General features: G+C 57.7%; 25 protein-coding genes. 13 read left to right on the plus strand and 12 right to left on the minus strand.

Translation table 11 applies throughout. The features are described from left to right. Positions 1-40 precede the first annotated feature (40 nt). Genes hemE through hemJ form a run of 3 tightly spaced genes read left to right on the plus strand, consistent with a single transcriptional unit; the run spans position 41 to position 2,682 of the window. Positions 41-1,135, plus strand: a complete 1,095-nt coding sequence (hemE, locus tag MICA_RS00005; RefSeq protein ID WP_014101572.1) for a uroporphyrinogen decarboxylase — start codon at positions 41-43, stop codon at positions 1,133-1,135. A 5-nt stretch (positions 1,136-1,140) separates the two neighbouring features. Beyond that, entirely contained in the window at positions 1,141-2,235 is a 1,095-nt protein-coding gene (gene hemH / locus MICA_RS00010) for a ferrochelatase (protein ID WP_014101573.1), read from the plus strand. Further along, complete coding sequence (gene hemJ, locus MICA_RS00015; RefSeq protein WP_014101574.1) at positions 2,236-2,682, plus strand: protoporphyrinogen oxidase HemJ; 447 nt, start codon at positions 2,236-2,238, stop codon at positions 2,680-2,682. Positions 2,683-2,705: 23 nt separating this feature from the next. Here the strand turns inward: hemJ and MICA_RS00020 are convergent, their stop codons facing one another. Continuing rightward, positions 2,706-3,350 carry a hypothetical protein gene (locus MICA_RS00020; RefSeq protein ID WP_014101575.1) on the minus strand — a complete coding sequence of 215 codons (645 nt, stop codon included), beginning with the start codon at positions 3,348-3,350 and terminating at the stop codon, positions 2,706-2,708. 458 nt (positions 3,351-3,808) lie between these two features. On the opposite strand from MICA_RS00020, the gene rho reads away from it, so the two are divergent. Continuing rightward, the gene (rho, locus tag MICA_RS00025) at positions 3,809-5,065 is read left to right on the plus strand and encodes a transcription termination factor Rho (RefSeq protein WP_014101577.1); all 1,257 of its coding nucleotides are present in this window, start codon (positions 3,809-3,811) and stop codon (positions 5,063-5,065) included. Between the two features lie 330 nt (positions 5,066-5,395). Further along, positions 5,396-5,878 (plus strand): hypothetical protein, encoded by a 483-nt coding sequence (locus MICA_RS00030; RefSeq protein ID WP_014101580.1) that lies wholly within the window; start codon positions 5,396-5,398, stop codon positions 5,876-5,878. Positions 5,879-5,890: 12 nt separating this feature from the next. Here the strand turns inward: MICA_RS00030 and MICA_RS00035 are convergent, their stop codons facing one another. From MICA_RS00035 to MICA_RS00070, 9 genes are all read right to left on the minus strand, one after another. Then, complete coding sequence (locus MICA_RS00035) at positions 5,891-6,508, minus strand: hypothetical protein (protein WP_014101581.1); 618 nt, start codon at positions 6,506-6,508, stop codon at positions 5,891-5,893. A gap of 11 nt (positions 6,509-6,519) precedes the next feature. Continuing rightward, positions 6,520-6,939, minus strand: a complete 420-nt coding sequence (locus MICA_RS00040; RefSeq protein ID WP_014101582.1) for a hypothetical protein — start codon at positions 6,937-6,939, stop codon at positions 6,520-6,522. Positions 6,940-6,942: 3 nt separating this feature from the next. Continuing rightward, entirely contained in the window at positions 6,943-7,284 is a 342-nt protein-coding gene (locus tag MICA_RS00045) for a hypothetical protein (protein ID WP_014101583.1), read from the minus strand. Next, a complete protein-coding gene (locus MICA_RS00050; protein WP_014101584.1) occupies positions 7,285-7,722 on the minus strand; it encodes a hypothetical protein in 438 nt (145 codons plus the stop codon). It lies immediately after the preceding gene. 97 nt (positions 7,723-7,819) lie between these two features. Beyond that, positions 7,820-8,098 (minus strand): hypothetical protein, encoded by a 279-nt coding sequence (locus MICA_RS00055; RefSeq protein ID WP_014101585.1) that lies wholly within the window; start codon positions 8,096-8,098, stop codon positions 7,820-7,822. A gap of 3 nt (positions 8,099-8,101) precedes the next feature. Continuing rightward, on the minus strand, positions 8,102-8,566 hold the full coding sequence (locus MICA_RS00060) for a hypothetical protein (protein ID WP_014101586.1): 465 nt from the start codon (positions 8,564-8,566) through the stop codon (positions 8,102-8,104). Between the two features lie 5 nt (positions 8,567-8,571). Further along, on the minus strand, positions 8,572-8,712 hold the full coding sequence (locus MICA_RS12205) for a hypothetical protein (protein WP_014101587.1): 141 nt from the start codon (positions 8,710-8,712) through the stop codon (positions 8,572-8,574). 111 nt (positions 8,713-8,823) lie between these two features. Continuing rightward, a complete protein-coding gene (locus MICA_RS00065) occupies positions 8,824-10,584 on the minus strand; it encodes a hypothetical protein (RefSeq protein WP_014101588.1) in 1,761 nt (586 codons plus the stop codon). A gap of 9 nt (positions 10,585-10,593) precedes the next feature. Continuing rightward, complete coding sequence (locus tag MICA_RS00070) at positions 10,594-11,304, minus strand: dienelactone hydrolase family protein (protein WP_014101589.1); 711 nt, start codon at positions 11,302-11,304, stop codon at positions 10,594-10,596. Positions 11,305-11,472: 168 nt separating this feature from the next. Here MICA_RS00070 and MICA_RS00075 point away from each other — a divergent pair, with 168 nt between their 5' ends. From MICA_RS00075 to MICA_RS00095, 5 genes are all read left to right on the plus strand, one after another. Next, a complete protein-coding gene (locus MICA_RS00075) occupies positions 11,473-12,321 on the plus strand; it encodes a hypothetical protein (protein WP_014101590.1) in 849 nt (282 codons plus the stop codon). Continuing rightward, positions 12,309-12,833, plus strand: coding sequence for a hypothetical protein (locus MICA_RS00080; protein WP_014101591.1), 525 nt, complete (start codon positions 12,309-12,311; stop codon positions 12,831-12,833). Before MICA_RS00075 ends, MICA_RS00080 begins: the two co-directional genes overlap by 13 nt. A gap of 92 nt (positions 12,834-12,925) precedes the next feature. Next, on the plus strand, positions 12,926-13,249 hold the full coding sequence (locus MICA_RS00085; RefSeq protein ID WP_014101592.1) for a DUF6489 family protein: 324 nt from the start codon (positions 12,926-12,928) through the stop codon (positions 13,247-13,249). 9 nt (positions 13,250-13,258) lie between these two features. After that, on the plus strand, positions 13,259-14,614 hold the full coding sequence (gene mnmE / locus MICA_RS00090) for a tRNA uridine-5-carboxymethylaminomethyl(34) synthesis GTPase MnmE (protein ID WP_014101593.1): 1,356 nt from the start codon (positions 13,259-13,261) through the stop codon (positions 14,612-14,614). 82 nt (positions 14,615-14,696) lie between these two features. Next, positions 14,697-15,944 (plus strand): mechanosensitive ion channel family protein, encoded by a 1,248-nt coding sequence (locus MICA_RS00095; RefSeq protein WP_014101594.1) that lies wholly within the window; start codon positions 14,697-14,699, stop codon positions 15,942-15,944. Positions 15,945-15,949: 5 nt separating this feature from the next. Here MICA_RS00095 and MICA_RS00100 read toward each other — a convergent pair whose 3' ends face one another. After that, complete coding sequence (locus tag MICA_RS00100; RefSeq protein ID WP_014101595.1) at positions 15,950-16,522, minus strand: hypothetical protein; 573 nt, start codon at positions 16,520-16,522, stop codon at positions 15,950-15,952. Between the two features lie 22 nt (positions 16,523-16,544). Next, positions 16,545-17,192, minus strand: a complete 648-nt coding sequence (locus tag MICA_RS00105) for a hypothetical protein (protein WP_014101596.1) — start codon at positions 17,190-17,192, stop codon at positions 16,545-16,547. 148 nt (positions 17,193-17,340) lie between these two features. Here MICA_RS00105 and MICA_RS00110 point away from each other — a divergent pair, with 148 nt between their 5' ends. From MICA_RS00110 to rsmG, 3 genes are all read left to right on the plus strand, one after another. Continuing rightward, positions 17,341-17,838, plus strand: coding sequence for a hypothetical protein (locus MICA_RS00110; protein ID WP_014101597.1), 498 nt, complete (start codon positions 17,341-17,343; stop codon positions 17,836-17,838). A gap of 72 nt (positions 17,839-17,910) precedes the next feature. Then, positions 17,911-19,809 carry a tRNA uridine-5-carboxymethylaminomethyl(34) synthesis enzyme MnmG gene (mnmG, locus tag MICA_RS00115; RefSeq protein WP_014101598.1) on the plus strand — a complete coding sequence of 633 codons (1,899 nt, stop codon included), beginning with the start codon at positions 17,911-17,913 and terminating at the stop codon, positions 19,807-19,809. Next, on the plus strand, positions 19,799-20,419 hold the full coding sequence (rsmG, locus tag MICA_RS00120; RefSeq protein ID WP_014101599.1) for a 16S rRNA (guanine(527)-N(7))-methyltransferase RsmG: 621 nt from the start codon (positions 19,799-19,801) through the stop codon (positions 20,417-20,419). Before mnmG ends, rsmG begins: the two co-directional genes overlap by 11 nt. The last annotated feature ends 78 nt before the right edge of the window (positions 20,420-20,497 follow it).

Here is a 20,497-nt window from a genome sequence, read left to right on the forward strand (position 1 = left end):
CGGGGAGCCAAGCCCGAAATCTCAAAAAGCATGCGAGCCGATGAACAGCCAGACCCAGATCCAGAACAGCCGTTTGCCGGGCCAAGGAAAGCCGCTGATCCGTGCATTGACCGGTCAGGCGCAAACCGTACCCCCGCTATGGTTGATGCGACAGGCGGGCCGTTATTTGCCCGAGTACCGCGAACTACGACAGCAAGCGGGTGGGTTTCTGGATCTGGTTTACAATCCAGCCTTCGCGGCAGAGGTCACGATCCAGCCCATTCGCCGGTTCGGCATGGATGCCGCGATTTTGTTTTCCGATATTCTGGTCATTCCCCAAGCGCTGGGTCAGCATCTGGAATTTCGTGAGGGGGACGGGCCGCGCCTGAATCCGATCCGGTCTGCGGCGGAAATGGCTCCGCTGTCCTTTGCCAATTTTGAAAAAACCCTGTCCCCGATTTACGAAACCATTCGCACCGTCCGCGCGCAATTGAACACCGAAGGATTTTCGGACACCGCGCTGATCGGCTTTGCGGGCGCGCCGTGGACGATTGCGTGCTACATGGTCGATGGTGGCGGGTCGCGCGATTTTGCCGAAACGAAAAAATGGGCCTATGGCGATCCGGACGGATTTGGCCGCTTGATTGATTTGATTACCGAAGCCACCGCCGCGTATCTGATCCAGCAGATTGATCATGGCGCGGAAGCGGTGCAATTGTTCGACAGTTGGGCCGGTGCGTGTGATGAGGGTTTGTTCCGTCGGTATTGCATTCAGCCCGCAAAAACCATTGTGAACTTGATCCGGGCATCGCACCCGGACGTTCCAATCATTGGCTTTCCGCGGCAAGCGGGACGATTGGCGCTGGATTACGTTCAGGGCACGGGCGTGAACGCCATTGGCATTGATCAAATGATCCCGACGCGCTGGGCCGCGCAAAGTTTGCAGCCACTGGCGTGCGTGCAGGGCAATCTGGACCCGGTCTGTTTGCTGACTGGCGGGGATGCGATGCGCGACAATGTGCAATCCATTCTGGACAATCTGGCGGGCGGTCCGTTCGTGTTCAATCTGGGTCACGGCATCATCAAGGAAACACCGCCGGATCATGTGGCGCAATTGGTCGCGATGGTGCGTGAATATTCAACAGACAAAACGTAAAGATCATGACACAGGAAAAAATCGCCGTTGTTTTGTTCAATCTGGGCGGGCCGGACAAGGCGGAATCCATTCGCCCGTTCCTGCTGAATTTCTTCATGGATAAAAACATTATCCGTGCGCCATTGCCGATCCGCGCATTGGTCGCCCGCGCCATTGCGAACAAGCGCACAAAGAACGAGGCCGGAACGTCGTATGGCTTTATGGGCGGGCGTTCGCCGCTGCTGGAGAACACGCAAAAACAGGCCGACGCCTTGCAAAAGTACCTGCAAAATACGCAGGGCGCGAAAGCGTGGAAATGCTTTATCGCCATGCGCTATTGGCATCCGATGAGCGATGAGACCGCCCGCGCCGTGGCTGCGTATAATCCGGACCGAATCGTTCTGGTGCCGCTGTACCCGCAATTTTCGACCACCACGACATGGTCGTCTCTGCAACAATGGCGCAAGGCGGCCGATGCGATTGGGCTGGATAAACCGGAAAGCCTGCTGTGTTGTTATCCGACGGAAGACGGGTTTGTGCAGGCGTCGGCCAAACATGTGCGCGCAACCTATGATGCGGCGATTGCCGCCGGGCACACGCCCCGTATTTTGTTTTCCGCGCACGGCCTGCCGGAAAAAGTGGTGAAGGACGGCGATCCGTATCAATGGCAATGCGAACAAACCGCCGCCGCGATTGTGCGGGCCGCCGGGTTGGACAATGCCGATTGGATGTCGTGTTACCAAAGCCGCGTGGGCCCGTTAAAATGGATTGGCCCATCAACGGATGAAGCGTTGGAACAAGCGGGCCGCGATAAAATCGGCGTGATTGTATATCCGCACGCCTTTGTCAGCGAACACGTGGAAACATTGGTTGAAATCGAAATCGAATATCGTCACAAGGCGGATGAATTGGGTCTGCCGTATTTTGGGCGCGTGAATACGGTTATGGACGCACCGGATTTTATCGCCGGACTGGCCAAGCAGATTGATCTGCGCCTAAACGGCGAAAAAATCGCCGCGCACGACAATCAACCATCCATCTGCCCGGCGGAATTTTCGCAATGCTGCCAGCGTCGCGGGCAGGATCTCGTCAACCGTAAACATCAACAGAAAGCCGCATAAATGGCCTCTTTCCTGCTGACCTATTACCTTTGGATCAAAGCGCTGCATATCATCGCGATCATCGCGTGGATGGCGGGAATGTTATATCTGCCGCGCCTGTACGTCTATCACGCCGACGCGCCCAAGGGATCGGACAAGAGCGAAACGTTCAAGGTGATGGAGCGTCGCTTGCTGCGCTTTATCATGAATCCGGCGATGATTGCGTCACTGGTCTTTGGCGTTCTGATGATCTGGGCCAATCCGGATCTGATGAAACAGGGATGGATGCACGCCAAGCTGGGCTTGATTGTTTTGATGTTCGGCCTGCACGGCGTATTTTCAAAATGGCGCAAAGTGTTTGAGCGTGATGAAAACACCCGTTCCGCGAAATTTTATAAAATCTGGAACGAGGCCCCGACCCTTTTGATGATCATCATTGTGATTATGGCGGTGGCAGAACCGTTCTAAAGGGGACGCTCTAAACGATCCGTTTAATGAATGCGCAAAACCGGGGTGAGTTCATCCCGGTTTTTGTTTGTGGCGCAAAGGGCGGCGCGGATTTCATTGACGCCATAATGAACAACGCTGCGATCATCCTTGGGCGCGCTGGCCAGATCCCAGATATGTGCATAAAGATCCGCCGCACCGGCATAGGTTTTGGTGGCCGGCAGTTGCAGCAACAATTGCGGATCGTTGTCCAGCATGAAGCGGGCGGCATCCTGAAACGTTTCGCTTAAAGGGTCGTGATGGCCGGGGTCGGTATTGTCGACCACCAGCCCGCGGTCATTCGCCACCTCCTGCAACAGCACCAGCAGGGCGGGCAGGGTGCGGGCGCGAATGGTCAGGGCGGCGGCCTCGATGATCAGGTCCCGGGGGTTGTTGCGCACGCTGGCGTAATCATTCATGCCGTGCAGGATGCGGAATATGGCGTGGCGCAGCGGACGGCCGGTTTTGTCCATGGCATTGCCCGGCGTCGCCGTCAGGGCATAGCGCCCGGCAGGGTCAATATCATGACGCAGGGACAGGGCATCCGTTCCGGCGAGGACGGCCAGCACGCGCGCGAAATCCAACGCCAGCATGCCAAAGGCCTGGGCGTCCGGGGTCGGCGGAGAAGAGGGCGTGTCCATCGTAACCATGATCAGAATACTCCTTGAAAATATTATGGGAACTATGGCGATGCGGGCCCGGCCTGTCAACAAAAACCACCGGAAAAAGGCCGGAACGCGGGCGTGGGGTGATGGGGGCGGCATAAAAACTTGACGCACCTGCCCCTTTTGGGTATAAAAGCCCTGTCTTTGACGACTATATCCCACACATTACCGGTTTTTTTGGAACGCCCGCCACGACGAACAGCCTTGGGCCGCCCGCGGTAAAACCTGTGACAGAGCACCGCGGCCGCAGACAAGACGGGCCGTTTGGATGGCGGACGGGATCAAGACAAAATTAACAACCCCATGGAATAATTGAGGAACGGCAGCTCGAAAGCGCCATCAGGATCAAAACAGGCCCACATCATTCAGCGCGGCCACCCATCCCCCAGACTTTCCTTTCAGAGATTTTTTCAGCTTAACCAAGCCAACAAGGTGAATATTGCATGAACCTGCAAGAACTGAAAACACGGTCCCCGGCCGAATTGCTCGCGTTTGCGGAGGAGTTGGGTCTCGATAACTGCAACACCATGCGCAAACAGGACATGATGTTTGCCATTTTGAAACAGCTGGCCGAGGAAGGGGTGCCCATCGCCGGGGCGGGGGTTTTGGAAGTGCTGCAGGACGGGTTCGGGTTCCTGCGTTCCCCGGAAGAAAACTATTTGCCGGGCCCGGACGATATTTACGTTTCCCCCTCGCAAGTGCGCCGTTTTGGCCTGCGGACCGGGGATATTGTTGAGGGCGAAATTCGCGCCCCGAAAGATTCCGAACGCTACTTCGCCCTTCTCAAGGTCGGCTCGATCAACGGAGAAGCCCCGGAAAAGATCCGCCACCGCATCAACTTCGACAACCTGACCCCGCTGTATCCGGAACGCAAAATCAAGCTGGAGCTGGCGGACCCGACGAAAAAGGGCATGTCCCAGCGTGTGATCGAACTGGTCAGCCCGCTGGGCTTCGGCCAGCGGGCGTTGATCGTCGCTCCGCCGCGGACCGGTAAAACCGTTTTGATGCAGGACATCGCCCATTCCATTGCCACCAACCACCCGGATGCGTATTTGATCGTTCTGTTGATCGACGAACGCCCGGAAGAAGTGACGGACATGGCCCGGAGCGTACGCGGCGAGGTTATTTCCTCCACCTTCGACGAACCGGCGGCCCGCCACGTTCAGGTGGCCGAAATGGTCATGGAAAAGGCCAAGCGCCTGGTTGAACATAAACGTGACGTGATCATTCTGCTGGACTCCATCACCCGCCTGGCCCGGGCGTACAACACCGTTGTGCCATCATCCGGTAAAGTTTTGACCGGTGGTGTGGACGCCAACGCCCTGCAGCGTCCGAAACGCTTCTTCGGTGCGGCCCGTAACATTGAACAGGGCGGTTCGTTGACCATTATCGCCACGGCCCTGATCGAAACCGGGTCCCGTATGGACGAGGTTATTTTCGAAGAATTCAAAGGCACCGGTAACAGCGAAATCGTTCTGGACCGCAAGATTTCCGACAAGCGCGTCTTCCCGGCCATCGACATTCAGAAATCCGGTACACGGAAAGAAGAATTGCTGGTCGACAAGGCGACATTGTCCAAAATGTGGGTTCTGCGCCGTATCCTCAACCCGATGGGCACCACCGATGCGGTGGAGTTCCTGATCGACAAGATGCGCGACACGAAATCAAACGACGATTTCTTCCAGGCGATGAACCAGTAGAAATTTTTTCATGCAGACCAATTGTGAAAACGCCCCGGCATATTCGGGGCGTTTTTTTGTCCGCGTGTTTTGTGCTGTACGGTAAGTGCGGGCGCCGGGCCGCACATTAGGATGACACACTCTTGCCACAGGGCGGGTTAGATAAAATTATCCATTGTTTTTAATAAGTTACCAATCAATTTCGAAACGAAAGACATGGACGGGAAAGCGTTATAAGCCTTAGGATTAAAGAAGGTAGCGTATCTTTTCTTTCATCGCACAGGGTCGTTTTTTGCGCGGACTGGTTTCAGTCCGATGCGATCGGCTGTGCCTTTTTCAATGGTGGGTATCATGTCTGTCATTCTTTCCCGTGGGCGTATCATGCCCAAAAAAAACACATCCAAAAGAACAGCCCTGGCCGCGTTGGCGGCTGTCATGATCTTGGCCCCGGTTACGCCGGCGCGGGCCTTTGAAACCAGTTCCCCGACCAACACGGAAGCGGCGGCGATTGTGCCTTTTTCCCTGAAGTTGCCGTTGCCGGAGGCGGATGGGTGCCTGCCCTTATTGCACAAATCGACGGGCGAAAACCCGGCCTATGCCATGGATCAAACGCGTCGGATTCAGGGCGAATCCGCATCGGTTTCGATTGTTCTGGGCGTGCGTTTTGCGCTGGGCCCGGATATCAAGCGCCATCCGTCGCGCCGCGATGATGCGGATGATGATGTGGCCTTTGGCGCGTGGGCGGTGCGCGATGATGGCGTCGGCAATTCCCAGGCGCTGGCCATGTCGGAATATCGCCGTTGCCGCGCACAGCTGCAGGATGATCGGTATTGAGGGCCGGATCTGTTAAACGGGCCCACCCAGTGTGGCGGTGATTTTGGCTTTTAATGTTGCGTGTTCATCCCGCAGGGTGACAAGCGCCTGTTTGTGGTCTTTGTGGCGGCGATATGCGCCGGGCAGGCCACAGAACGCGGCCAGCATCAAAAACCCCACAAACCACGTCGTCGGATCGCGTACGATGCGATCTTTTGCCCGCACCTGGTCCCGCACAGGATCATAATCGTTCAGGCATCTCAGGGCCGCGTCACCGTCCAACAGCGTTGTTTTTTCGGCGGATGTGGTGTTGCGCTCCACGCAAGCCTTGTCCCTGGCGGTCAAAATGATGTGTTTTTGCAGGGTGTTATACGCGGCATAATCGCGGGCGCTGGCGGTAAAAGCGGCGGCAAACGTGCCGTTGGCATTCTGGGTGTTTTCGTGCGCGGCTTTTTCGATGGTTCCCTTTATGCTCATGGCAAGGGCGAAGGGCAGGATCGCCGTGATGAAGGCAAACCGTTGAAAATCGTCGCGCAGGGCGCTGCGACGATTCAGTTCAGTGCGCAATTCCCGCATCCGTGCATAATCAGCGCGCAGGCCGTCAATGCTCGTGTGTTCTGCGGATGGTGTCTCGATCGGCGTATCGGGCATTGTGCGGCTTTCTATCGGCGGGGAACAATTGGCTTTGGCTTAAAAATCTCGACGGGCAGGTCGAGCATATCGGCTTTTTCCTTCATATTGCTCTGATAGGCGGCCTCGCCATTCTTTACCAGCGCGCGCGTTTTTTGTTGTTTCACAAACAGCGCCACAGCCGCGAAGGCCAGCACCAGCGTCATGCCGCCAAAGGCGGGAACGGCGGGTGTTTCGGTCTCCGCGTCCTTCGCCGCATTATACACAAACAGCGTGTTGGCACATGCGGCACCCGTAACAACCCCCGCGATGGGGGTCATGCGGCTATAAAGGGCGAGTGCGCGCACCCGCGTTTCATGCTGGCGGATTTGCGCATTCAGCGTATCCAGCCGATCCATCGCGGCGGAGAAATCAATGTTTGTGTCTGGGCCGGTGTCGCGGTCGTTTTGCATGGTCTATTCCGGTTTGGGGTACAGTTTGCGGACCAGCATTTCGCGTTCCGCAATCACATCCACCAGCGCGGCGGATTGTTTTTGAATGGCCCTGTTTTGCAGGAATGCGCGCTTGGCCAGAACCCCCGTCGCCAGCGCAAAAACCAGCGCCAGGCCCGCCAGATCGCCCGGGGCGTCGTGCCGATCGGACAGGCTGGTCGCGCCATATAATCCACCGCAGGCCAGTGTGCTGAGGCCCGTGGCCCCGGCGGTCACGCTGGTCAGGTGATGGCGCTGCAGAAGGCTTCTGTGGTTTTCCAGCTGCGCGTTTAGCGTGGACAGGCGGTCGTGATCGGTGCTGGTCATTTAAAAATCCTGATGCGTGTGGGCCTTGATGCGGGCGTGCAGAATGCGGTGACGATCCACGTTGGCGTGATGCGTGGGCATGGCGGTGTCGACTTCTTGTCGCAGGGTTTTGGCCTTGCGCAGTAAAACGGTTGCGCACAGCGCGAAGACGAGGCTGATCGACCCCGTGACAGCCACAAACCCATCTTTGGTGTCGTTGGCGGTCAGGTTGGTGTGAACCGTTTCGCTGTAAAAAGGGGCGGCCCCGGCTGCGGCGGTGAGGGCGCAGACTGCGCCCGCAACAATTCCGTTGGTTTTGCATTCAAAACGGCGGCGTTCCAGTTGCGCAAGCGTTGTAAACCCTTTGCGCAGGGATTTGATTTCGGCCAGATCGCGCTGCAAATCCTGCATCGCGGCGGCGTGTGCCGGGTTGGTATAGGCGGGTGGTCCCTGTTCCATGGTCTCTGTTCTCTTGCTTTTGATGATGTGCGAGACGGCCCGTACCCTAGGGCTGGAGGGTGCGGGCCGTCAAGGGAAAGGGTTATATTAGAAAACCCTATAATTCCGGCTTGGGCAACGCCTTCTGGCGGAGCAGGCCGGGCAGGGGTTCGCCATCATACAGCGGATTGTTGCGGATGGCCTTGCAAGCCGCGTGATGGGGGCGAATGCGGTTCCAGAAAATACCAACGCCTTTGTAGAGCGCCAGGCTCGACCCGAAAATGCACAGCAGCCAGGCGGTGCTCAGATCCTTGCCGTCTAGTGTGTCCAGCGACGGATTGCGCGGCGGTTGTTCTGTGCGCGGTTTGGCATAGTGGTGATAAGGTTTTTTCGCCATGGCTTAATCCAGTTTCGGGGCGTTGTTGTTTTGAGCATCGCGTTGTGCGATGAGGGCGGCCAGGTCTTTTTTGCTGTCCTTCCGCATCATTCCAATGAGGGCTGTTGCGAGAGCGGCAGCAACAAACAAAAGCCCGGATTCCGCGTAATGCGGCCCCGGTTCCGCACCCTGTTTCTGAACATTCGCAGGGGGTGTGGTCAGCGTTTCATAGGCGCTGTATAACGCCGCGCCCAGCAAGCTGGTCGGTAGGGTGATTGATACAATGTTCGCGGTAACCATGGCCTTTTTCTCACCGGCGATCCGTGACTCCAGTGTGCGCAAATCCTCTTCATCCGTGGGCGGAAGCGTGACGATGATGTTGTCATCGTTCCATGTTGGGATGGTTTTTTCATCGGTTTGAACCTGCGCCACATGATCCGCAAAAGCGGTGCGCGGGCGCGGCGGCGGTGTACGTGAATCAGCAACCATGGCGTTTAATCCTTGTCGAGTTTCAGGGCGAGCTGTTTGATTTTGAACGGGCCGGGCAATGGCTGGGCGTCATATTCCAGGTTGTTGACGATCAGATCGCGTTGTGGCGTTGCGTGGTATCGACGCGGCGCTTCCGGGTTGCTCATGTCTTTGCCCTATAAATTCTTATGAAAATAAGAGGGCACTCTAGGGCTGGTGGCCCCCATGAGTCAATAATTTTTCATAATATTACATTTGTATGGATTTTTCTTTTTAAATCAACGGTTAATCACGTTGACCCAATCCGGGGTTCCAGTGCCCAGGGCCACGGTTAAGCCCAGAATAACGGCCAGAGCGGCAAAGGTGCAGCCCCAGGCGGCGAGCCCGGTCTTGCCGGCGCGGGGCATGAATTTTTTGCGTTTGTCCGGTGGGATCATGGGGCGGACCAGATCGAGGATGCGGGCGCGGGTGACAAAGCGGGCCGCATGGGTCAGGCCATAGCCGAACAATCCCGCCCACGCGCAATCGACCACGGCCGAGACGAACAAGGGGGCGGGGACCGGAGGCATCGCGGCCCAGAAGGTTCCGCGCCAGCCCCCCATAAACCACAGCGCGTAAAACCCGCCCGTGAGGGCCGTGCCCGCCGTCAGCGTCATGATGCGTGACAAACGCGTCAGGCGGGCCAGCCCCTGTCCGGACAGAGTGATCAGCCGTTCAATCGCATCATGGTCAATTCCGGCGGTGTAGCGTTTGCGCACCATCGCGAAGGCCTTTTTCGGCGGCAACGTGGCGGCCGCGAGCAGGGATGTGGCGATGATTTTTGTGCGGGCGGATTCGTGCAGGTTGTTTTTGACGCTGAACCCGTTTGCGGCCTGCAACAGACGCTCGACGCCCGGTGTGATCAGCCGTTCAAGGAAGGGCGGGAAATGCAGCAATTCGCCGTTAAATCCCAGCATCTGCCCCGACAAAATTTCATCGCCCAGCTTGAAGCGGATCAGGCCCCACGGCAGGCGGGCGTGATAGGGGATGATGACCTCGCCCCGGATATGCTCGGCGGTGCGCAGTTCTTTCTGCCAGGCTTGTTGTTCGTTCCCCTGCAGCACAAACAATTCGGCGTGCCCGTCAGAGACCAACGTGGGGCCGTATTCATCAATCATCGGCGGCAGAGCGACGGGCAGGTCATACAGGTCATAGGCAAATTTGGTCAGGGCATCAAAGCTGACAAAGGCAATATCGCTGATGCGGCCAGACGCGTTGCATTGGGCGCATCCGACGCGGCCTGTGCCGGTGCAGGGGCGGCATTTCATCTGCCCTGTCTGGTGGCAGGCCTCGCACCCGATGACGCGCTTGCCGTGGCAGCGGTTGCAGGGCATCGGCTGGTTTGTGTTTTGATTGCGAATGGTGCCGTTGCCGTGACAGGCCGGGCAATTCAGCGTGCGTTGCCCGCGACAGCGATGGCACGGCAAACGCCCGTCCCCGTTGCACGGACCGCACGCCAGCTTGCCGGTTCCGCTGCAGGGATTGCAGCTGTTATGATGCACAAAACTTTTGTTCAGGCGGTCGAGTTTGATGACCAGATTATTGACGGCAAACCCCTTGTCCGCGCGTTTTTCCAACACGTCGGTGGCGTAATTCACGATGACACTGTTCTTTGTGGTTTTTTCCACCTCGGTTTGAATCCGCATATGAAGATCAGCGGTGGAGCCCACCACTTCGGCATTGCCCTGTTTTCCGGGCACGGATTTGTGCGCGATCTGGTGACGGATTTCGAACAAAGTGCGGGCGTCAAAATTGATGATCGCCCCGTCAAACCCTTCGAGCATGACGTCATCAGCCTTGGCCCCGTTGCCGTGGACCAGCGCCTTCATCCGCTTGGTGGCCAGGGCCAGCAAATGCGCATCCACCGGGTCGATCTGCAACGGCTCGCCTTCTGGTCCGATCATCAGGTCCAGCGTCGCTTGGGTAAAAAGCGGGCGTCCCGTTTGTGGATCAACAGGGCCGGTGTAGGCAGAGGGGTCGTCGGGCGGTAATCCGGTCATGCGGATGGCTTACGCCGCTGCCGATTTCTTCAATGCTTTTTGCAGGAAATCGCGCGTGCGACCATTGGCCAGATCGGCGGACGGGCCGTCGAAATGTTCGCCATTGATGCGGGCAAAGGCATGGTTCACCCCCGGATAGGAATGAATGGTAATCGCCGGGTTGGATGACAAGGTGGATTTGATTTTCGCTTGTGCATCCTTGCTGACGAATTTGTCCTCTTCGGCAATGTGCATCAAAAGCGGGGTTTTAATGGCTTTGCCTTCGGCCAGCATGTCATCCAGCCCAACGCCGTAATAGGATACGGACACATCCACTTTGCTGCGCGCGGCCATCAGGTAGGCCAGCTTGCCGCCGAGGCAATACCCGACGCATCCAACGGACCCCGTGGAATGGGCGTGACCGCGCATGGTGTGCAGCGTGGCGCGCAAATCCTCAACACCCATATCGACATCGAAACGGTTATACAGGTCAAACGCCTTTTTCCATTCCGCTTCGGTTTTATCGGTGATATCGACGCCCGGTTCCAGCCGCCAGAACAGGTCCGGGCACACGGCCAGATAACCCATTTCCGCCATCGCGTCGCAATGGGCGCGCATATCGGCATTCACGCCGAAAATCTCTTGAATCATAATGACGACCGGGGCCGGGGTCACGGCCGGGGTGGCGATATAGGCGGTAAAGGACTGACCGTCTTTGGTCGGAATGGTGATGGTGGACATGGTGGGGCCTCTATTGAAAATGTTTGATTGAAAAACAACACACCCCAAGACGATACAGTGAGATTCATTGGGGGAAAAGGCGGGAATCGGGAAAAGTTTGCGCCCTCTGGGGTGGGGTGTTATGACATCCCCCATTCATAATTGAAAAATATAGAACAGGAGCGTTTTATGAAGGATTCCGCCCCCAAAACAGAGATTGAGCAGTTAAAAGACGCCGTCGCACAGGGCAAAAAGCGGTGCGGACGCCTGCTGGGGTTGAGCTTTGCTTTGGCGGTCGCCGGGACGGCCGGGGTTGTGTATTACGAGCAGGCCCTCGATACGATGCAGGATGCCAATCACACCCTGAAAAAAGATCTGAGCAAAGCCAACCAGACATCGCTTGATGCTTTGGACAAAGCCATCGAGGCCATGACGGAGAATATCCATCTGCACCGCGATCTGGCCAAGAGGGATGAGGCAAGCCACGTCGGACAATTGGTTGTGCACGCTGACGCAATGGCCAAAGCGTCGATGGCCCTGTGCGAAAAAGAAGGGGCCAAGCGCCGCGTCTTGGAGGACGTATACCACGATACAGCCCGCTTTGTTGAAGGTCTGGGCGGCTATACTCATCGGCAGATCGTGCCCGTGGCAGAGACATTGTCGCTGGTGCAGACGCTGCAGGAGCATAATATCCGTGTTGTGGAACGCAACCTGCGCTCGACTGTGAACCCGGTGATGGCGCAATGGTTCAACAGTTCGTCTTATGGCCAGGTTCTGGTGGTGGATGACTTGTTGTTCAGTGATGGGCAGCGTGCCGTGCGGGCCCTGGTCAATGATGTGCTGACCGGGCGCACCACGGTGCCGTCGGGGCACGTTCTGGCGCTGGTCGCAGAAGACCAAGAGGATTATAAAGCCTATCCGGACGGGTACAAACTGCATCGCGTGAGCGCTTCTATTGGGGCGGATAAAGCCATCGTGACCAGTGATGATCTGCCGCCTTATCGCATCAAGATTGCCGCACACCCATGCCCGCAATAACCGTTGCAAAAATAACCAGCCACCTGCGCGAGATGCGGGATTGTCTGTTCTGGGTGATGGGCCGTGACGCGCAGGGCGGGTTGCGCGCGCGTGCAGTTTGTGCGGAGAGTTTGGCCCTGTACCGCAAACCGGCCTTCATTCGCGCAACGCTGATCGGGGCGGCTGGTGGGGCGATTATGGGGATGTTTGTGGGTTTTAAGCACACTTATTGGGACCATTGGGGGGCTGGTTTCAGGGCTGATCTGCATGCCGTTGCGGCCAGAACGATGGCGCGGCAACAGGCCCCGCACACACCGGCAGAACAACAGCCCGTGGCGCGGCCAGCGTTGACGGATGGTGTGGATCAGACAATCAAAACCGTTCGCGACAATATGCAGACCGCCTGGGCCCAGACGCATTTTGCGCGGGCGGCGGGATATGGGGCGATGTCGGCGGCGTTTATGGCGGTTTTAATGGTCCCGGTCGCGGTGACATACCGTGGACACCGTGCGGATCGCGGGCCACAGCCATAAGCAAAAACGGCCTTCCCTTTGCCGGTTTAATGACTATCCTGTCAAAGCGGTTCCATCGGGGCCGCTTTGATTGTTTTTGAAAGGATACGGCCATGAAAGTCGAGTTGGAGATTGAGTGCACGCCGGAAGAAGCCCGCGCGTTTTTTGGGTTGCCCAACATTGCGCCGATGCAGGACCGCATGATGAAGGAAATGGAAGACCGTATCCTTGAAAACATCCGCAATCTGGACCCGGAAACATTGGTCAATACATGGATGCCGATGACGATCAACAGCTGGAACGAGATGCAGAAAATGTTCTGGTCCCAGATGGGGCAATCCATGCCGAACATGCCCGGCATGCCGGGGTTCGGGACACAATCTGGCAGTGCCGCCGCCGATGAGGCCAAGGCGAAAAAGCCCGCCAAAGACAAATAAGAACCTGCCATGACTGCGTCGCATACCGATACGATTTACGCATTGGCCACACCCCCGGGGCGGGGTGGGGTGGCGGTTGTGCGTGTATCGGGTGCGGGCGCGCACAAATCCGCTGCCGTCATTGCGGGTGCAAAACCATTGATCCCACGCATGACGACCCTGCGCCTTCTGCGTGATCCGCAGCAGGGTGCAGTGATTGATCATGCGATGGTGATTGGGTTTTCAGGCCCCGTCAGTTTCACCGGTGAAGATGTGGTGGAATACCATCTGCATGGTGGGCCCGCCGTTGTGCGGGCGATGTTGGGCGCACTAAAAAACCAACCCGGGCACCGCATGGCGGAGCCGGGTGAATTTACCCGTCGCGCCTTTGAAAACGGCAAGATGGATTTAACCGCGGCCGAAGCTGTGGCCGATTTGATCCATGCCGAAACGCAGTTACAGGCGCAGCAAGCGTTGCGCCAGATGGATGGGGCGCTCTCCAGCCTGTATGAGGGCTGGCGCGATCAATTAAAACGGGCCTTGGCGCATCTGGAGGCCGATCTGGATTTCCCGGATGAAGATTTGCCCGATGGTGTGGCGGAACAAGTAACGCCCGTCATTCTTGATTTGATTGAGGATGTGCAGGCGCATTTGAATGATAACCGCCGCGGCGAACGCCTGCGCGATGGCATTCATATCGCCGTGATTGGTGCGCCCAATGCGGGCAAATCATCGCTGGTCAATGCGCTGGCCAAACGCGATGTGGCCATTGTATCGGATCAGGCCGGCACCACCCGTGATGTGATTGAGGTGCATCTGGATCTCAACGGCTATCCGGTTATTCTGGCCGACACGGCGGGCCTGCGCCCCGATCAGATCGGCACAAGTGGCGCCGATGCGATTGAGGGCGAGGGCATTCGCCGCGCCCTGCAACGGGCCGAAAGTGCGGATATTCGTATGCTGGTGTTCGATGCCACGGATGACACGCTGGATCACCACACGCTGGGCCTGGTCGATGAAAATTGCATCATCGTGGCGAACAAGGCAGACACGGAAGGTTCGCGCCCCGTTGATATCACGGGCTATACGGCGATCGACGTATCCGCCCGCACAGGCCAGGGCATGGATGGATTGATCAACGCCATGATTGAGCGGCTGGAGCAGGTGGTGGGTCGCCGTGAGGCCCCGTCACTAACCCGCGCCCGTCACCGCGATGCGCTGGAACAATGCCGCGGCCATTTGACACGGGCGCTGGCTGCACCTCTGCCAGAATTGATGGCAGAGGATGTGCGGCTGGCCTTACGCGCGCTGGGCCGCATCACGGGACGCGTTGATGTCGAGGATTTGCTCGACGTCATTTTCCGCGATTTTTGTATCGGGAAATAAAAAGGCATCAAAGGTTGAGCCGCGCGGCAGGATGTTTTACCCTTGGGCCTTCCCCATCGTAACGCCTGAATGAAATCAACCCATGTTTGAAAAACTTTTCGCGCTGATTCAGCATTATCAATCTTTATTGGACCCCGCTTCACCATGGTCGTGGGTGATTGGACTGTCTGTTTTGGTGCTGGTCGCCACCATAGCCAATTTTGTCGTGAAAAGAGTTCTGGTGGGTGCTGTCACGCATTTGTTGCGTTACACGCCGATTGGACAGGATGAAAAATCCTTACATGACGGTGTTGTGCCGCGACTGGCGAATGTTGTCCCCGCGCTTGTGATTATTGGGGGTATTCATCTTGTTCCCGGTCTGCCTGATCTGCTGGTCAGGGTGGTTTACAACGTGTCGTCCGCGTTCATCATTCTGACGGTTGCGCGGGCCATCAGTGCCGCGTTGAACACCGTCAATGCACTGTACCAGCGTAGATCGATATCCGCCGTCCACCCGATTAAGGGGTATATTCAGGTTATAAAGATTGCCCTGTTTGCCGTTGCGGCGATCCTGATGATCGCGGCGTTGATTGATAAATCGCCTGTCATTCTGTTGTCGGGACTTGGGGCGATGGCCGCAGTTTTGATGCTGGTCTTTCAGGATACGTTGTTGTCGCTGGTGGCAAGCGTTCAGATTTCATCAAGCGATATGGTGCGCGTGGGCGACTGGATCGAAATGCCGCAACTGAATGCCGATGGCGATGTGATTGACATCGCCTTGCATACGGTAAAGGTGCAGAATTGGGACAAGACCATTACCACATTGCCCACACGGCGATTGATTAGCGATCCGTTCAAAAATTGGCGCGGAATGCAAGAATCTGGCGGACGGCGAATTAAACGGGCCATCTATCTGGATCAGTCCAGTATTCATTTTCTGGATTCGGATGCTGTGGACCGACTGGGTAAATTCAGGAGCCTGAAGGATTACCTATCCCGCAAGGACCGTGAACTGGAGGAGTGGAACGGTGCGATCGGCGAACGCGGCGAAGATCCGGTGAATGCGCGCCGCTTGACGAATATTGGAACCTTCCGCGCGTATGTTGAACATTATTTGCGCGCCCACCCACGTGTTCATCAGGGCATGACCATTCTGGTGCGTCAGCTGGCACCCGGGGCCGAGGGTTTACCGCTTGAGATGTATTGCTTCACCAACACCGTTGCATGGGCGGAGTATGAATCAATCCAGTCGGATATTTTCGACCATCTTTACGCAATCTTGCCGCTGTTTGGTCTGCGTGCTTTTCAAAACCCGGCTGGATACGACATGCAATTGCTGGCGTCGCGTTAGTGTATTTACGGCTTCGGACTGGTCTGAAAGCAATAGGCGGGCACGTTCTGTTCCCGCATAAAGCGCAAGAAATCCTGCGCCACGTCGCCTGCGCAATTCTTTGATGTCATTTCATAGACCAGCGTGTCTTTGTCCAGCGTGGTGGTGGGTGTGGATTCATCGGGGCCGCTGACCACCGCATTGAAAATGGTGTCCAGGCTGGGGGTGGCTGTGAGCACGGCGGCATAAAGCGCCATGGCCGCTGCATGGCCCGCCATATGGGACGGACCGTGATTTTTGACGAAGAGTTTATTGTTCTCGCGAAACTCATGATGGGCGCGGCCCGCGCGATAAGTCACATAACCACATGTGGCGGCCAGGCTGGCGGTTACGCCGGCGGCGGCGAAGGCCAGCACGGGTGTTATACCACCCAACATGCCCAGCATCAGGGAAAGGGCCCCGCCATTGATCACGATGGGCGTAATGGCAAAGGCCGACGCTACACCAACGACCATCAGGGCACCGCTGGTCACGCCCATCGAGAATGAGGCTAGCGCGTTGCTGTTTAAAAAATCGCGGGTTTTTTTGATCAGGGTCATTGGTTTTTTCTCTCTTGAAAAACTACGGAACAAATTTCGGCAGGCAGATGAAAGCGGTTTTTTGATCCGCCATAAAACGCTCAAGCTCTTTCGCGCTTTCGCTGTCACAATCTTTCGACTCCAGCACATAGACCAAATGATCCGACGGGCCAGAAACATCGGTTTTATCGGTGTTTGTGTGATCGTCTTGCGGCGCGGCCTGTTGCGTATTGCGGGGCGCGTCAATCTGCGTAGCGATGTTTTTTTGCACGACCGTGTTGAACGCGGCTGTGATCGGTGCCGGGATCATGTGGGGTGCGGCGTGCGTTAATCCGAGCGCGAGGGCGGTCGGGGCCAGAACAGCGCCCACCATTTTGGTCACGCCATAACCTGGTACAGCGTTATATGCGGCGGCGGCGCGTTTGCAGGTATATTGCCCCAACGCGAGCGACCCGCATGTTGTGGCCGCCACGGCGGCAAAGGTGCCGAAGAATGCGAGGGAGGATTGTGTGGCCAGATGCACACCAATCGACGCCCAGATCCCGATTGCGCCGCCGACAAAGGCAAAGATCACCAGCGGAACGCCAGCGGCCATCAGCAAACCGGCCTTGGCCCCTTTGATCAGGGCTTGGCCATCGCGTGTCGTGGGCTGAGTGTGCTGAGGTGCGTTCTGGGGCATATTCTGGGGCATGGGGCCTGTCCAAAAATTAAAAATGACAGCCGGGGTTATAGGCGCAGGGTGCGACCCTGTCCAGAAAAATATTCCCATAATTCTTGACGCTGGGATTGCGCGGGGGGTATAAGCGGGGGACTTGGAACGCGACCGAAAGGGGTCTTCGATGATTTTTGTTTTACACCGCTTGTTCATCCGCAAGGGATTCGAAGGCTATAGCGCGGCCCATCATTACAGCGACGTGGCAATTGGCGCCGCCGCGGCCACCACGCTGGCGATCAAGGCGCTGGGCGAGGGGGATGTGGTTTCGGCCCAAACCGCTTTTGAAACGGCGGCCTATCTGGGGGCGGCGGTTGGCGCGGCGACCGCGTGGCGCACGGCCCTGATCAGTGAACAGGGCAAGGTGCGGGCTGGTCGTTTTGGGGTTAAGTTTCTGGCCGGCTCTGTGCTGGCCGTGGCCATGGCGTCGGGGATGAGTGCGTTGGCCGAAGGGGTGGGCGCAGGGCACAAGCAACAGGCGCGCCTGTTGGCGCAATGGGACATGGTGCAGACCAAGCAGCCGAACCCGTTGCATGTCTGCGCCCCTCGGGTCAGTGGGCCGGAGCGTGTCTTTTCGGTCTTGAAATGCGACACAACCCCGTTTCCCCGGACATGGGCGCTTTAAGCGGTTTCGCATCAGCAAAAACTGGAATTTTATCCACAGGCGGGATATAAGCGCGCGATGGACACCAAGATCATGAAAACCTCATTCGATGTCATTGTTGTGGGTGGCGGGCATGCGGGCTGTGAAGCCGCGGCGGCCGCTGCGCGTATGGGGGCCGATACGGCCCTGGTCACACACCGCGCCGATACGATCGGGGTGATGTCGTGCAACCCGGCCATCGGGGGGCTGGGCAAGGGACATCTGGTCCGCGAGATTGACGCGCTGGACGGTGTCATGGGTCGCGTGATCGACCAATCGGGAATCCAGTTCCGGGTTTTGAACGCGTCCAAGGGCCCCGCCGTGCGCGGCCCCCGAGCACAGGCCGACCGTAAACTCTACCGCGAAGCGATGCAGGCCTTGCTGGCCGACTATCCCAATCTGACGATTATTGAAGGCGGGGCGGATGATTTGATCCTCGACCCCGTATCTGGCGCGGTTGCGGGCCTGAAAACCCTTTCTGGTCAAGAGCTTAAGGCGAAATCCGTGGTGTTGACCACGGGTACGTTCCTGCGCGGGTTGATCCACCGGGGCGAGGAACGCATTCCAGCGGGCCGTGTGGGTGAAGCCCCGGCCGTTGGGTTGGCCCAGACATTGGAGAAGCTCGGCTTCCCGTTGGGCCGTTTGAAAACCGGAACCCCGGCGCGGCTGGATGGGTCCACCATCAACTGGTCCATTCTGGAGCCCCAGCACGGCGACACCCCGCCGGTGCCGTTCTCATTTATGACGGATGAAATCCGGGTGCCACAGGTGCCGTGTTATATCACCCATACCACGCAGGCGACGCACGATATCATTCGCGCGAACCTGCACCGCGCCCCGATGTATTCCGGCGCGATCAAGGGCACAGGTCCGCGCTATTGCCCGTCGATTGAAGACAAGGTCGTCCGCTTCGCCGACAAGGAACGCCACCAGATCTTCCTCGAGCCGGAAGGGTTGGACGACAACACCATCTATCCGAACGGCATCTCCAACGCCCTGCCGATTGAAGTGCAGGACCAGCTCCTCCGTACCATCCCGGGGCTGGAGAATGTCGTGGTCAAGGAATGGGCCTACGCCATTGAGTATGATTATTGCGACCCGCGCGATCTGGGCCCGACGCTGGAATCCAAGCGTCTGAGTGGCCTGTTCCTGGCCGGGCAGATCAATGGCACCACCGGGTATGAAGAGGCCGGGGCCCAAGGGTTGATGGCCGGGGTCAATGCCGCACTGAAAGCCGAAGGGCAGGGCCGGACCTTTATTCTCGACCGGGCTGAGGCCTATATCGGGGTTCTGATTGACGACCTGATTAGCCGTGGTGCGCCGGAGCCATATCGTATGTTTACCAGCCGGGCGGAATACCGCCTGACCCTGCGCGCCGACAACGCGGACCAGCGCCTGACCGACCGCGGTCTGGAGATTGGCTGTGTGTCTGTTTCACGTGAAACACACTGGGCGGCGAAGAAGGCGGCTTTGGAATCTGGCCGGGCTTTGGCGCAGGAGCTGCGGGCATCCCCAAATGTTCTGGCTGAAAAGGGTTTGCGTGTGAACATGGATGGGCAGGTGCGTTCGGCCTATGACCTGCTGCGCTATCCGGATATTGACTGGGCCACGCTGTGCCGTGTTTGGCCGGAACTCTGCGCCATCAGCCCGGCTGTGGCCGAGCAGATTGGAATTGATGCCCTCTATGCCGGATATATGGACCGGCAGGAAACCGACATCGCCGCCTTCCGCAAGGATGAGGCGTTGGTTTTGCCTGTGGATCTGGATTACACGGCCATCGGCTCTCTCTCCACAGAAATCCGGCTGAAGCTGCAACAGGCCCGCCCCGTCACGCTGGGCGCTGCGGCTCGCATTCCGGGCGTAACCCCGGCGGCGGTTGTGGCTCTGCTCCGCTTTGTGAAGCGTGGCGGGAAACGCCCGGATGACGCACCGGATGACCGCGATGTCGCTTAATCTCCTGACCATCCCTGCTGTTTCACGTGAAACAGAGGAGAAGCTTTCCCATTACCGCGCCCTGCTGGAAAAATGGCAGGCGGCGATCAATCTGGTCAGTCCGTCCACGCTGCGCGAGGCGGATACCCGGCATTTCAAGGATTCCTTGCAAGTTCTGCCGCTGGTTCCGGCTGCGGCTCAGACGCTCTATGATCTGGGCAGCGGGGCAGGGTTCCCGGGCTTGGTTTTGGCCATTGCCCGTCCGGACCTGAGTGTAACGCTGGTGGAATCGGACCAGAAGAAATGTTCCTTCCTCTCGACCGTTTCACGTGAAACAAAAGCCGGGGCGATCATCGCCAATGAGCGGATTGAGCTGGCCACGGCCAACCGCCCAGCCCCGGATGTGATTACGGCCCGCGCTCTGGCGGCTTTGCCTGCTTTGTTGGCTTTGGTGGCTCCGTGGGTGGTGGCTAATCCGGCCATTACCTTGATCTTCCCCAAGGGTGCCCGCGCCGAGGAAGAAGTGGCCGAAGCCCGCAAAAACTGGGACTTTGATCTGGTGGAGCACCAAAGCGCCACCGATCCGGCGGCGCGTATTCTGGTGCTGACCGCGATCCGGGCAAGGGTTTGATTTGTCATCCCGACAGAGCCTTGCGATAGCGAGGCGGCGAGGGATCTCCTCTTGGTGAAGGTGGGATCCCTCACATAC

This window comes from Micavibrio aeruginosavorus ARL-13 (assembly GCF_000226315.1).
Classification (GTDB): Bacteria; Pseudomonadota; Alphaproteobacteria; order Micavibrionales; family Micavibrionaceae; genus Micavibrio; species Micavibrio aeruginosavorus_B.

Bases quoted from the DNA above. Each gene is read 5' to 3' on its own strand.
- MICA_RS00075 (WP_014101590.1), top strand. From the start codon at position 11,473: ATGAAGGATTCCGCCCCCAAAACAGAGATTGAGCAGTTAAAAGACGCC.
- MICA_RS00070 (WP_014101589.1), bottom strand. From the start codon at position 11,304: ATGTCCACCATCACCATTCCGACCAAAGACGGTCAGTCCTTTACCGCC.
- MICA_RS00080 (WP_014101591.1), top strand. From the start codon at position 12,309: ATGCCCGCAATAACCGTTGCAAAAATAACCAGCCACCTGCGCGAGATG.
- rsmG (WP_014101599.1), top strand. From the start codon at position 19,799: ATGTCGCTTAATCTCCTGACCATCCCTGCTGTTTCACGTGAAACAGAG.
- MICA_RS00110 (WP_014101597.1), top strand. From the start codon at position 17,341: ATGATTTTTGTTTTACACCGCTTGTTCATCCGCAAGGGATTCGAAGGC.
- MICA_RS00050 (WP_014101584.1), bottom strand. From the start codon at position 7,722: ATGGAACAGGGACCACCCGCCTATACCAACCCGGCACACGCCGCCGCG.
- hemJ (WP_014101574.1), top strand. From the start codon at position 2,236: ATGGCCTCTTTCCTGCTGACCTATTACCTTTGGATCAAAGCGCTGCAT.
- mnmE (WP_014101593.1), top strand. From the start codon at position 13,259: ATGACTGCGTCGCATACCGATACGATTTACGCATTGGCCACACCCCCG.
- MICA_RS00030 (WP_014101580.1), top strand. From the start codon at position 5,396: ATGTCTGTCATTCTTTCCCGTGGGCGTATCATGCCCAAAAAAAACACA.
- MICA_RS00100 (WP_014101595.1), bottom strand. From the start codon at position 16,522: ATGACCCTGATCAAAAAAACCCGCGATTTTTTAAACAGCAACGCGCTA.
- MICA_RS00035 (WP_014101581.1), bottom strand. From the start codon at position 6,508: ATGCCCGATACGCCGATCGAGACACCATCCGCAGAACACACGAGCATT.
- MICA_RS00065 (WP_014101588.1), bottom strand. From the start codon at position 10,584: ATGACCGGATTACCGCCCGACGACCCCTCTGCCTACACCGGCCCTGTT.
- mnmG (WP_014101598.1), top strand. From the start codon at position 17,911: ATGAAAACCTCATTCGATGTCATTGTTGTGGGTGGCGGGCATGCGGGC.
- MICA_RS00055 (WP_014101585.1), bottom strand. From the start codon at position 8,098: ATGGCGAAAAAACCTTATCACCACTATGCCAAACCGCGCACAGAACAA.
- hemE (WP_014101572.1), top strand. From the start codon at position 41: ATGAACAGCCAGACCCAGATCCAGAACAGCCGTTTGCCGGGCCAAGGA.
- MICA_RS00045 (WP_014101583.1), bottom strand. From the start codon at position 7,284: ATGACCAGCACCGATCACGACCGCCTGTCCACGCTAAACGCGCAGCTG.
- MICA_RS00040 (WP_014101582.1), bottom strand. From the start codon at position 6,939: ATGCAAAACGACCGCGACACCGGCCCAGACACAAACATTGATTTCTCC.
- MICA_RS00020 (WP_014101575.1), bottom strand. From the start codon at position 3,350: ATGGTTACGATGGACACGCCCTCTTCTCCGCCGACCCCGGACGCCCAG.
- MICA_RS00060 (WP_014101586.1), bottom strand. From the start codon at position 8,566: ATGGTTGCTGATTCACGTACACCGCCGCCGCGCCCGCGCACCGCTTTT.
- MICA_RS00105 (WP_014101596.1), bottom strand. From the start codon at position 17,192: ATGCCCCAGAATATGCCCCAGAACGCACCTCAGCACACTCAGCCCACG.
- rho (WP_014101577.1), top strand. From the start codon at position 3,809: ATGAACCTGCAAGAACTGAAAACACGGTCCCCGGCCGAATTGCTCGCG.
- MICA_RS12205 (WP_014101587.1), bottom strand. From the start codon at position 8,712: ATGAGCAACCCGGAAGCGCCGCGTCGATACCACGCAACGCCACAACGC.
- MICA_RS00095 (WP_014101594.1), top strand. From the start codon at position 14,697: ATGTTTGAAAAACTTTTCGCGCTGATTCAGCATTATCAATCTTTATTG.
- MICA_RS00085 (WP_014101592.1), top strand. From the start codon at position 12,926: ATGAAAGTCGAGTTGGAGATTGAGTGCACGCCGGAAGAAGCCCGCGCG.
- hemH (WP_014101573.1), top strand. From the start codon at position 1,141: ATGACACAGGAAAAAATCGCCGTTGTTTTGTTCAATCTGGGCGGGCCG.